This window comes from Winogradskyella sp. PC D3.3, from assembly GCF_054366245.1.
Map to the genome: position 1 here is coordinate 2,179,514 of NZ_CM135962.1, position 12,114 is coordinate 2,191,627.

The 12,114-nt window shown below is 34.0% G+C and carries 9 protein-coding genes and 1 pseudogene; 8 read left to right on the plus strand and 2 right to left on the minus strand.

What is annotated here, in order from left to right:
- The first annotated feature begins 59 nt into the window (after positions 1–59).
- Together ACXGSQ_RS09460 and ACXGSQ_RS09465 are read left to right on the plus strand one after the other, a co-directional pair.
- Entirely contained in the window at positions 60–926 is an 867-nt protein-coding gene (locus ACXGSQ_RS09460) for a sensor histidine kinase (RefSeq protein ID WP_458625957.1), read from the plus strand.
- Positions 904–1,632, plus strand: coding sequence for a LytR/AlgR family response regulator transcription factor (locus tag ACXGSQ_RS09465; RefSeq protein ID WP_458625958.1), 729 nt, complete (start codon positions 904–906; stop codon positions 1,630–1,632). The genes ACXGSQ_RS09460 and ACXGSQ_RS09465 overlap by 23 nt, the downstream gene beginning before the upstream one ends.
- Before the next feature lie 3 nt (positions 1,633–1,635).
- On the opposite strand, the pseudogene ACXGSQ_RS09470 reads toward ACXGSQ_RS09465, so the two are convergent.
- Positions 1,636–3,077, minus strand: a pseudogene (locus ACXGSQ_RS09470) (SLC13 family permease).
- A 264-nt stretch (positions 3,078–3,341) separates the two neighbouring features.
- Between ACXGSQ_RS09470 and ACXGSQ_RS09475 the strand changes: the two are divergent.
- Complete coding sequence (locus ACXGSQ_RS09475; protein ID WP_458625959.1) at positions 3,342–4,919, plus strand: T9SS type A sorting domain-containing protein; 1,578 nt, start codon at positions 3,342–3,344, stop codon at positions 4,917–4,919.
- Positions 4,920–5,159: 240 nt separating this feature from the next.
- Positions 5,160–6,617: a hypothetical protein gene (locus tag ACXGSQ_RS09480; RefSeq protein WP_458625960.1), complete on the plus strand. Its 1,458-nt coding sequence runs from the start codon at positions 5,160–5,162 to the stop codon at positions 6,615–6,617.
- Positions 6,618–7,075: 458 nt separating this feature from the next.
- On the opposite strand, the gene ACXGSQ_RS09485 is transcribed toward ACXGSQ_RS09480, so the two are convergent.
- Positions 7,076–7,750, minus strand: a complete 675-nt coding sequence (locus ACXGSQ_RS09485; RefSeq protein WP_458625961.1) for a hypothetical protein — start codon at positions 7,748–7,750, stop codon at positions 7,076–7,078.
- A 355-nt stretch (positions 7,751–8,105) separates the two neighbouring features.
- Between ACXGSQ_RS09485 and ACXGSQ_RS09490 the strand changes: the two genes are divergently transcribed.
- From ACXGSQ_RS09490 to ACXGSQ_RS09505, 4 genes are all read left to right on the plus strand, one after another.
- Positions 8,106–8,267, plus strand: coding sequence for a hypothetical protein (locus tag ACXGSQ_RS09490; protein ID WP_458625962.1), 162 nt, complete (start codon positions 8,106–8,108; stop codon positions 8,265–8,267).
- Positions 8,268–8,341: 74 nt separating this feature from the next.
- Complete coding sequence (locus ACXGSQ_RS09495) at positions 8,342–9,958, plus strand: tetratricopeptide repeat-containing sensor histidine kinase (protein WP_458625963.1); 1,617 nt, start codon at positions 8,342–8,344, stop codon at positions 9,956–9,958.
- Positions 9,959–9,960: 2 nt separating this feature from the next.
- Positions 9,961–10,626 (plus strand): DNA-binding response regulator, encoded by a 666-nt coding sequence (locus tag ACXGSQ_RS09500; RefSeq protein ID WP_458625964.1) that lies wholly within the window; start codon positions 9,961–9,963, stop codon positions 10,624–10,626.
- A 616-nt stretch (positions 10,627–11,242) separates the two neighbouring features.
- Positions 11,243–12,046 carry a hypothetical protein gene (locus tag ACXGSQ_RS09505; RefSeq protein WP_458625965.1) on the plus strand — a complete coding sequence of 268 codons (804 nt, stop codon included), beginning with the start codon at positions 11,243–11,245 and terminating at the stop codon, positions 12,044–12,046.
- The last annotated feature ends 68 nt before the right edge of the window (positions 12,047–12,114 follow it).

A 12,114-nucleotide genomic window follows, 5' to 3' on the forward strand; every position in this document is an offset into this window, starting at 1 on the left:
AGCTCATGCGTCCCATTCTGTTTTATATAAATTACTTGGTTTTTGTACCTTATATTTTATTGAAACGAAAATTATTCCTATATATTTTAGCATCAATTCTGTTCTTATTACTCTATAACTACGTCAGCGAAGAGCTCATTTCAAATACGATGAGAGCTGAGTTTAGAAATATGGGTATGTCTCCGAATAGACCAAGGGGGCCTTTTGGTATACGACACGCCATTCCTGTTGTATTTTCGTTATCTATTTTTCTATTGGGTGGGATTTTTAGTTTGGTCGTTGACTTTTATAAGCGCGATCGTTTGTCTAAGGAACTAGAAAATGAACAGAAAGACATTAAGTTGCAGTTTTTAAGAAATCAATTAAACCCTCATTTTTTGTTCAATTCCCTAAATAGTATTTATTCATTAGTAAGAAGTAAATCTGATGACGCCCCAGAAGCTGTCATTACATTATCAGAATTAATGCGCTATATGCTTTATGAAGCAGGTGATGAGCAGGTTTCTTTAGAAAAAGAAATGAATTATATTAAGCATTACATCGCTTTACAACGGCTACGGCTTAAAAACACAGAAGCTGTTAAACTTAATATAAAAGGAGATACTAGAAATTTAAAAATCTATTCTTTGTTATTAATTTCCTTTATTGAAAATGCTTTTAAATACGGTACCGACTATCAAGGGAATACTCATATCGATATAAAAATTCAAGTGGAGGGGAATAAACTGAACTTTAACGTAGAAAATATTATAGGCTTATATAGACGCGATGATAAAAACTCTGGAGTAGGTTTAGAGAATATAAAAAACCAACTTAATTACTTATATAAGAATAATCACGAGTTGATTATTGAAGAAGATAGCGCCTATTACAAAGTTCATTTAACATTAAATTTAAACGAAAATGAAGTGCATAATAATCGATGATGAGCCGCTGGCTATTGATGTCATAGAATCGTATTGCCAAGCCTTGGGTGCCGTAGAAGTAATTTGTACGTTTACTAATGCTATTGAAGCTTTAGATTTTATAAATAACAATGCTATTGATTTGGTGTTTTCAGATATTGAAATGCCTAACATCTCAGGAATAGAACTTATAAAATCACTAGAAGGTAAGATTCCCTATTTTATTTTTACAACGGCTTACCCAGAGTATGCTTTAGATGGTTTTGATTTAAATGCTGTTGATTATTTAGTAAAACCAATTCCTTTTCCAAGGTTTATAAAAGCGATTAATAGAGTAAAGGAAATCATGAAGCTAAATGAGGTAGGTATGTCCTTTAATATTGCTTCAGCAGGGGGTGAAACTCCCTCGCATGAAGACGACTTTATTTTTGTAAAATCTGAATACGAAAATGTAAAAATAGATGTTAAATCTATTAAGCACATTCAAGGTTTAAAAGATTATTTAAAAATTCATTCTGAAGGGGCAAAACCAATATTAACTTTAATGAGTTTTAAAGAAATGCAGTCTAAGTTGCCAGAACATATTTTTATAAGAGTGCATAGGTCGTATTTGGTAAATGTGAATAAAATTACTTCAATTCAAAAAAACAGAATTATAATTAAAGACGAACGAATTCCCATAGGAGAGAGTTATAAATCTATGGTTTATAGTCGCTTGAATATTTAGAGCTTAGTTTAAACCCCAAATTAAAGGCAGTACAAAATATACAATGAGCGTGACTAGAATAATTGAGATGATGTTCATCCAAATACCTTTTTTTACCATATCTTCTATATTGAGATAGCCCGATCCAAAGACCACTGCATTTGGAGGGGTTGCTACCGGTAACATAAAAGCACAAGAAGCGGCTAATGTCGCACTCACCAATAGAATGTAAGGATGAATATTGAGCCCTGCGGCTAAAGCAACCAATACAGGTAAAAGCATGGCAGTAGTTGCCATATTAGAGGTTATTTCCGTGAGGAAATTGACCGATGCGATTAAGATAAATAGTAGTACAAATACCGAAATACCAATTAATGAGGTTAGTTGGCTACCGAGCCAAGATGCTAATCCACTGACTTCAAAACCTGTTGCTAAAGCCATCCCGCCTCCAAATAGTAATAAAATACCCCAAGGTAATTTCACAGCATCAGACCATGAAATTAAGGATCCACTTTTATCTCTATTAGGGATTATAAATAAAACGATAGAGGCTATTATAGCAATGATGGTATCATCAATTTCAGGAAGCCATTTATTAAGAATAAATCCTCTACTAATCCATGCGATTGCTGCTAATGAAAATATAGAGAGAATCACTTTTTCTTCATAAGACATGTGCCTTAAGGCTTTCAGCTGGTTTTCAATTTCTTTTTGACCTCCAGGAAATACTGTTTGTTCAAATTTGAAGGCAAATCGGGTTAAATAAATCCAACAAATAATTAATAAAATGATACTTATAGGAAAGCCAAAGATAAACCATTGTGAAAATGTAATCTCTGTGTGATAGGTGCTTTCTACTACACCAGCTAACACTAAATTTGGTGGTGTCCCAATAAGTGTTGCCATGCCTCCTATGGAAGCACTATAAGCAATAGCTAACATTAAAGCTTTTCCAAATATTAAATTCTCATTGGGTTTAGTATTAGGATTGTCTTGAAGTTGTAAAACAATGGCAATTCCTACAGGTAAAATCATAACGGCTGTGGCTGTATTAGAAATCCACATAGATAATAAGGCGGTTGCCACCATAAACCCGAGGATAATTCTTCTGACATTGATGCCTACTATTTTTATGATGTTTAGGGCAATGCGTTTATGTAAATTCCATTTTTCTATGGCAATGGCTAGAATGAATCCACCTAAAAAAAGGAAAATGTATTTGTGGCCATAGGAAGCTGTAGTTTCAGTTATCGAAATACCTCCAGACAAAGGAAACAACACTATGGGCACAATGCTGTTACTGGTATAGCTATAGCTTCAGTAATCCACCAAATGGCAATCTAAACTGTTGCAGCCAAAATAGCATTAGCCTCGTCGTTTAGACCTTCAGGATGAAAGAAAAACTTTATGAGTATAAAGAGAAGTGGACCTAAAACGAGTCCTATATAGTGTTTGGTCGATTCCATTAGTTTTTAAAACAGATGGTTAGTATTATTTAAGGTACTAATTTTCTTATATTTTATGGAATCTCTTTTTATGGTGAAATTCTAGCTGAAAGGTATTGTTTTATCTTGATTTGACAACTTTAGATATGGATCAAATGGTGTGATTTTTTCTGCTTTTATGACTTAAGTATTTGAAATACAGGTGAAAAAAAAGATGATTTTTTGAGTTTAATGCGAATAATCATTATTTAAGTTGTTTCTTGTACCTCCCCAAATTTACTAAAAATGAAAATCTATTATCTTACAGCATTGGCTGTGGCCTTTTGTTATACAATTAAAGCCCAAGATCTGTCAACTACTATGCACATAAGTGCTGGTACAACCGCTGTTGTGTCATCGGGCACTACACTTTCTGCATCGGAAGTAAACCTTAAATCCACATCAAACAGCTTTGCTTGCTTGTTTCTAAACGAAGGTTTAGAGGCTTCTACAGTGGTGAATTATGATCGTTATGTTAATGTTATTGGTATGTCCGGACAAAATGGAGGTAACGATTTAATTTCGTTACCAGTAAAGACAACAGCAGACGCTACGTTTTCCGATTTCTTAGCTTACACAGACGGAACCAATGCGAATTCCGTTATTATACCAAATGCACCGTCTCTTCCAACGCTATTTGCTTTTGGGCCTTATAACAACGTTAATCAATCCTACACAAATTATAATACCGCTGTAGATGGAGGTGCTATCCTTAAAAGAGGTGTTGGTTATAGAGCTGCAAGTTATAGTGGCCAAACCGTTCGATTTACGGGTGAGGTATCTATGGTATCGGAATCTGTTGAGATTTCTACAGCTAATAATAGTTGGAACTTAGTAGGTAATCCTTATCCAACATTTATTGATTCTCAAGCTTTTTTAACTGCAAATTCTGCTGTGTTAGATCCTAATTCAGTAGCCATTTATGCTTATAATAGTGGTACAAATATGGCTGGAGGCCCTGGGACCTTTGGGAACTTTACAATTATTAATGGTTTAACTAATACGGATGTCAATATTGCACCAGGTCAAGGGTTCTTAGTCGCAAATGACCCTGTTGATTCTACAAATCAGCTAAGTTTCACTACAGCCATGCGAACCAAAGATGGTACAGATGACTTTATATTAGGTAGAGATGCCAGTCAAAATCAAATGTTACGGTTGCAAGTTGAAAATGACACGGAAAATTTTGCTACAGAAATTTATTTTAATGCAAATTCAACCTTAGGTTTAGATCCTGGATATGATGCTGCACTCTACAATGGTGTGGGGTATAATTTGGTGTTATATTCTCATTTGGTAGAAAATAACCTTGGTAAAAATATGGCTATCCAAAGCCTTGACCTTAATAATCAAAATGATATTAGTATCCCTTTAGGAGTAAAAGTAGCAGAAGGACAGCAAATTACATTTAGTATTGAATTGTCTACATTGTCAGATGAGGTTGAGGTTTATTTAGAAGATAACCAAACCAATACGTTTACCTTGTTGAATACTAATAACTATTCATTTACTGCAAATACAGCTATTTCTGGTACTGGACGATTCTACCTTAGAGTTGAAAATAGTGCATTATCAACTATAGATCTAAATAGCAAAAGCTTACAAATCTTTGCAAACGAGCAAACGCTTTTTATTAATGGACAACTTTTGGCAGATACAGAAGTCTCGGTTTATGATATTCAAGGGCGTTTAGTTTTTTCTTCTTCCTTAGCCGGAAAATCTGAGATAAACACCATAAATGCCGCGAGTTTAAGTCAAGGCGTCTATGTGGTTAAGTTAAAAAATGCAGAACAACAGCAAACAAAGAAAGTGATTTTTAAATAAGTTTTACGGCACTGTTTTACACATTTAAGTATTGTACGATGGTATGATACGACAAGATATTTGTAATACGGTAGTTTTCTTATTTAAATTAAAAAACACATAAAAGTGCTCTTTTTAAGACCACTTTAAATTGGTCCTACACCATTAATCATTACTCAAAATTTTAATAAAAACATTCATCGTCAGGATGAATCCCAATCATTTACCCCAAATATTCATTAACCACAGAACCCCAAATTTATGAAACATTTTAAAATTTTACTTTTTAGTATATTACTTACCGTTACCGGATGGTCCACTGCGCAAGTAGGAATCGGTACCATAGAACCAGATCCTTCATCACTGTTAGATTTACAATCAAATTCTCAAGGATTGTTAGCACCGCGAATGACAACCTTAGAACGCAACGCCATTTCAAGTCCAGCTGAAAGCTTATTAGTTTTTGATACGGACTTAGATGCCTTTTATTATTATAATGCCACAACTAGCGCTTGGGTGGAACTAGCAAATAATACCACTGCTAAACGAAACAATTATAAACTGATAAAATCAGCGTCAGATTTAGCAACCGAATTAGTTGATGGCGGAGGATCTAGTTATAAATTAGAAGAAAGCACCTATTATGAAATCAACGGAACAATTACGTTATCAAATCCTATTGATTTAAATAACGCCTACATTTCTGGTCTAGATGCCAATGAAGATGTCCTCTCTGCAACAGGAGTTGTTTTTAAAGGTAGTACTGGTGGAGGTATTAGAAATGTAACCCTAAAAGGAACTAAAGCTTTCGAAATTACAGGGCCAGGACTTACAAGTAGTGAGGTTCTTTTAGTTCAAAATATAGTAGTAGATGGTATGACTAGTGTAGGAACAATTTCAGGCTTAGGTATTTATTTTGGTAATATTAATCAATTTATAAATAACTCGGATGGAATTACCTATTCTAATATTGGTAATTTATTATTAAATACTCAAGCATGGATGAGTAGTAATAATGGTACGTTTGAAACATTTTCTGGTAACTTCGGGTTAATAGAAAAAGTGAGTGGTTTTAGTACTGTAGATGGTTCAGATGTTGTAATGGACGTTAGTGATACGGGTCTTAATGTAGGTACTGGTGTTATAGAAGGAACCGTGTTTTCTGGTACAACATCTAATCCTTCGGGCTATATTAATGGCTATACAATAGATTCGTATGATGGTTATAATTTCAGTACCGCATGGGAAGTCGATGCACCTGGTATTCCAAGGGAAAGTGATGATGTCGTTACAGCGAATTTATATTACGATGAAGCAAGTTCATATGGTGTCATTAATGTTTTGAACTCAACTCCTTTTAAATTACCGGTTAACACAAAAGCGATTAGGCTTTTTAGAACAGCAGAAGGGACAGGTGGAGATGCTGAAAATCGAATCATTTATGAAGGAGAAAAAGCAAGGGCTTTAAATGTGTTTGCTTCAATATCGTTTACAACAACTGATGGTACTCAATTTGCGTTTTCAATTTATAAAAATGGAAGTAAAGTGACAGGAACAGAAGCCATTGTTAATGTATTAAATATTAATGAAAGACAATCGGTTTCTGTAATTGGTACTGTCACAGTTGAAAAAAACGATTACATTGAGCTATATGTTCGAAAAACATCGACTAACAATGAACAGATCTTAATTTCGTCTTATAACTTAATAGTGAACTAAGTTTATGTTTTAATAATAATGTAAAGCCTTCGATAATACATGTCGAAGGCTTTTTTGTTGACTTAGCTTTGAAATACCAAAGTACAAGTCAAGGCAAGATTTGTGTTTTTTTAAAGACCAAAAAGACAATTTTAAAGTTTTTATGAAGGGAAGCGCTGTACTAAGATTTCCGTAATTAAAACGCATTGTTAAATTAATGCTAAATGTTTAGTTTTAGGTGGTTTATGTGGTTTTTGGAGATCCATAATTGCATTTTGATTCGTAAATTTGATAACAATTAGGACGAACATAACGCGCAGAAATCATGAATAAAAAAGAGGTAACCTTAGTTGAAAAGACGTAGTCGATTGGCATTTATTGAAGGCATTTTGCAATAGGAAAGCCAATTGCTATTTTGTTTAAAATACATTAAAACTAAGAAAAGACTTGAGGGAAAATGATGGCTAAAGCATGATGATTTAGTTGCAAATGTATTTATCAATCATATAAGTTGTTATGGGCTTAAGCGTTTTTCCTGTTTCAGGGTGTAGTCCTAAAGCTGTAAAATAGTCTATTGTTTTATCTTTATTTTTTCCATACCAGACCTTCACATGGCCTTGGTTATCAAAAAAAGGATAATCACAAGACGGTTCAATTTTCTTAAAAGACGTGATTCGCTCCTTTTTAAATAGCTTTAATTGGTTGAGCTTATAGGTCTCGGTATCAAAATCAACCTCTACATAATGGTTCTCTTGCCAAACCATCCAACGTTGTTTGGTTACTGAGTTAACTATATATATGCCAATAATTACAATTATGACTATACTGATAGTGCGTTTGTGTTTATTGAAAAAGGATCTCGTTTTAGTAACATTATCTGTTATTTCTGTAGGATGCTGTTTTATAAAGTCAGAAAAACTAGAAAAACCCAAAAAATGACTCAGCGATGTTGCGGCATGGGCTTTAATATGAATGCGTTCTTCTGGATGATTCATTAGTTTATTGTAATGATCACGTAATACACGTTCACCATAAGGTTCCTTACTGTCTTCTACGATATAATCAGAAAGGTAAATGGACAGGTGGGTTACCTTATGAGATTGGGTTTCTTTTTCTGCTTTTTTAAATGCTTCTTCCAGTAGTTTTCTATGCATATCAGTCAGTTAGTTGTGTTGTAAAATTAGTGAAATCACTTGGAATTTTTATGGAATTTCTTTTCCAAAAGGTTTCCAATCCCTTTCCATAGTTTTTAAGCATATCGCTTTTTATTTGTTTTAGAATTGAAATCAACCTTACGCATATAAGGTGCGCTAGCTTCAATTTAGCATTGAAGACATGATGTAAATAGATACTGTATTTGGGAAGGTACAGTGCGTTTTACTTCTGGTCTTCATACTTCCCAAAACAGAGGTTTCTACCTCAAACTTTAGTAGGTGTTGCCGTGCAACAAAGCATTCTGAGATCATCTCGGAAGGCAACACTAGTGTTCAATTTTAAAACTTATAAAAAATGAAAAAAGTAACTGTAATTATGTTGACCGTTGTTCTTAATGTGGTTTTATTTTCTTGTAATCCAGAGCTTTTGGTAGACGAAGCCGTACCGCAAGCCTGTTGTGGAGAAGGAGGTGAGATTCCGCCACCACCACCGCCGCCACCAACAAACAATGGATAAGTAATATTTTGTTATTACTTTAGAGGAATGAAACGAAGCAAAACGTCATTCCTTTTTTTTTTAATGTACTTAGCTTGGTCCTATTAGCAAGTATTCAGACTGCTTTTGCCCAAGTATCGCAGGATAGTTTAAACTATTATAGTGCATTGGCAGTACAACCTCAAAGTGCTTCAGATTTATTTAAAGCAGATCACTATTTCCATAAGGGGTATCAAAAGGCCTTAGAGCGTGGAGATCTGGCAAATGCAAGTCACCATTTATATTATATGGCGAGTATTGCCTATAAAAAAGGAGAGTATAATGCAAGTGAGGCAACAGCAGTTGATGGGGTTAAACTCTTAGATCAAATGCCGAATTCATCTTATCGGGAGTCTTTAAGGAAAAGTTTCTATAATCTTTTGGGCTTAATGTATGCAACGCAAAAGAATAAACAAAAAGCCTTAGAGTTGTATAACAATGCATTTAAAATTGCAGAATCTCCTTCTGATAGTGCTAAACTTTATAATAATTTAGCACTTGTGTATCGGAAGTTTGATGACCTTGCTAATGCTAAAAAGGAAATACTTAAAGCCAATCACCTTATTCCAAGAATTAAAGATACCATTACGCAGGCACTCATTCTCGATAATTACGGTGTTATAGAATCGCTATTACAAAATGCTAATGGCCTCGCTTTTATAAATAAGGCCTTAGAATTAAGAAAAGCGGTCAATGACACATCTACCATTTACACAAGTTATTTGCATTTAGCAGATCACTATTTTAGAGCAAATAACGAAAAGGCATCTAAAACTTATGCCTTAAAATCTCTTGAACTTGCTCAAGTCTTAAATTCGGCATCCTATAAAAATAAGGCGTTGGGCTTATTAGTCAATTTAAGCGACGATAGTTTTGCTAGAGCCTATAAAACCTTAAATGATAGTATTTATAATTCAGAAAAAGAGAGTTTAAATACTTATGCCTTAATGAAATATGATTACTCAGAATATAAGCGAAAAGCTTTGGAAAGTCAACTAGCCAAAGAACAGCAAGAATCTCGCACCATCTATGCCATGTTAATAGCTGTACTTATTGCCGTATCATCGGTATTTTTATATATTGTACTTAGGTCAAAACATAAAAAAGAAAAATTACAGCAGGTGTTTAATACGGAATCTCGCATCTCAAAAGAAATTCACGATGAAATTGCAAGTGATGTCTTTCAGGTGATGACCAAATTAGAGCATAAAACCGTTGAGCATAATGACCTTAAAACAGAACTTTATAATTTATATCATAAAACACGTGATATCTCTAAAAAACATAGCATTTTAAATACTGATTATCCATTTATAGACTACCTAGAAGAATTATTGGAGAGTTTTAATGATACCCATACCAATGTAATTATTAAAGGACTTTCTAATATCGCTTGGGATACCATGCCTCAGTTAACCCAGTTCACCATATATAGGGTTTTGCAAGAGTTATTAATCAACATGAAAAAGCATAGTGGAGCGTCCATAGTGGTGATTATGTTTGTAAAAGACAACAAGCGTATTCAAATTAATTACAGTGATAATGGTGTTGGAGGTCCGTTTAAAAAAGGCATTGGACTTCAAAATACGGAAAACCGTATTCAATCTATTAATGGAACTATTACTTTTGTAACAGATGCTAATAAAGGGTTTAAAGTCCATATAATTGTGTAGTAATGTTTAAGAACGTTTTAATTAATGAAGATCATGATGCTATTCTTGCTAATATCACCAAGATATTAAGCGATTTAAAGGTAGCGTCTATTGAAGCTTCTCAATATTGTGATGAAGCATATTTGAAACTAAAGAAAGCCGAGTTAGAAGGTCTTAATTTTGATTTACTCATCACCGATTTATCCTTTAAAAAAGATCATAGAGTCACAACTTTAGCATCTGGTGAGATGCTCATTGCAAAGTTACGTACAGAGTTTCCAGAGTTGCCCATTATCGTGTATTCTATGAAAGACCAACTTCAAAAAATACGCAGTCTACTTAATACCTATCATATTAATGGTTATGTGTGTAAAGATCGCAAAGGGAGTGTTGAACTAACTGAAGCTATACGTACGGTCTATGCTAAAAAAGTCTATGTCTCTCCACAAGTCCAAAAAGCATTGAGTCCAAAATCCCAATTAGAGATTGATGATTTTGACATTACCTTACTAACACTATTATCTCAAGGGCGATCGCAAGACGAGATAAGTAATCATTTGAAATCAAAAGGGGTTACACCAAATAGTTTAAGCACTATTGAAAAACGTCTCAACAAACTTCGCGAACAATTTAAAGCCAACAATGCCATCCATTTGGTAGCAATTACCAAAGATCTAGGAGTCATTTAGTAACAGCATTAACAATTAAAATCCAGTACTTTTTTTCATTATTTTATTTTAGGGAATACTATAAAAGGAAGGGTATCTGGTAAAAAGGCAATTAAACTAATTGCCTTTTTTTTGTGCGTAAACTAGTCAATATAGTATAGATACGGTTGGGGTTTGAGGCTTGTAAAAAAAACAGTAACGTATCTAATAACAATTGTCTTTAATCCACATATACAATAGTAATGAGTCGTGTGATATGTGAGTTCTTAGAAAGAGAGACTAAGCATTTTTATGGAATTCGCAATAGGATTTCGGGTAGCACTTATAATTTTTTAATTTTTATGGTGTTTTGCAATAGAAATTTAAAAAAATATTGAAAAATCGCTTATTTTATTGTAAATCTTTTAAAACGAGTGAGTTATGATTTTTAATATTTTTTATATGTTTGAAAACTAGTTATTTAGTAAATTAAATATTTACGACCTATAAGATCCGGAATTATAGTCAACTAGTTGTAACCAATATGATATTGGTAGTAATCCCTTATTTACCAACAAACCCAAAATCGTTTTGGGTGTTTAACCAGATATGTTACAACTTTATTAAGCCATAAGTTATACATATCCTAAATCTTTTTATGATGGCTAAAAATAATTCATTTATTAGACTCGAAGGGACCTTGGATGGGTTAACCTTTTTTAGACAGAATGGTAAAAGCTTTGTAAAAACGCAAACTCGTGTAAGCAAAAGTCGTATTCTTAACGATCCCGCTTATAAGCGTACCCGTGAGAATATGCAAGAGTTTGGTGGAGCAGCGCGTTGTTGCAAAGCATTTAGAAGCAGTTTCGCTACCATAGCACGTTTGGTTGGAGATGCCTATGTTAGTTCCAGAATTACAGGAAAGATGCGTGGTATTTTACCAAATGGTGACGGACTAAGAGGGGAGCGTACTATTAACTTGGTAGATAATGCAGCCGCATTAGTAGACTTAAATTTTAATGTAAAAAAGCCTTTTGATAGTCATTTTAATGCTCCCTCAGTCGGACCAGAGATTAACGCTAGCCGTGATACGGTGACCTGGTCTATTCCAGATTTTAATACCGATAGGTATATTCAAAAACCCGAAGGAGCAACCCATTGTAAGTTAGCTTTGGCGGCAGGCTATACCAGTAATTATGAATGGGTACCAGAATCAAAAGGCTACAAACCTATAGAGGTTACACCAAATGGTGTCGGTAATGTGGCTTATAGTCAGGCTATTCCTCTAACAGGCATGGTGGGGACTGATACTGATTTAACTGTAGATTTAACAGAACATGCGCCAATACCTGTAACAACGGCCTTATTTGTAGGTATAGCAATTGTGTTTTATCAAGAGGTTAATGGTCAACTTTTTGAGTTTTCTCAAGGCCATTGCATGAAAATTGCAACAGCTAAATAACGCTTAGTTCGTAGTTAACTGTTAGCAATTGGCTTTCAGTTTATATATCCCGCATTGGTTCTGCCTTT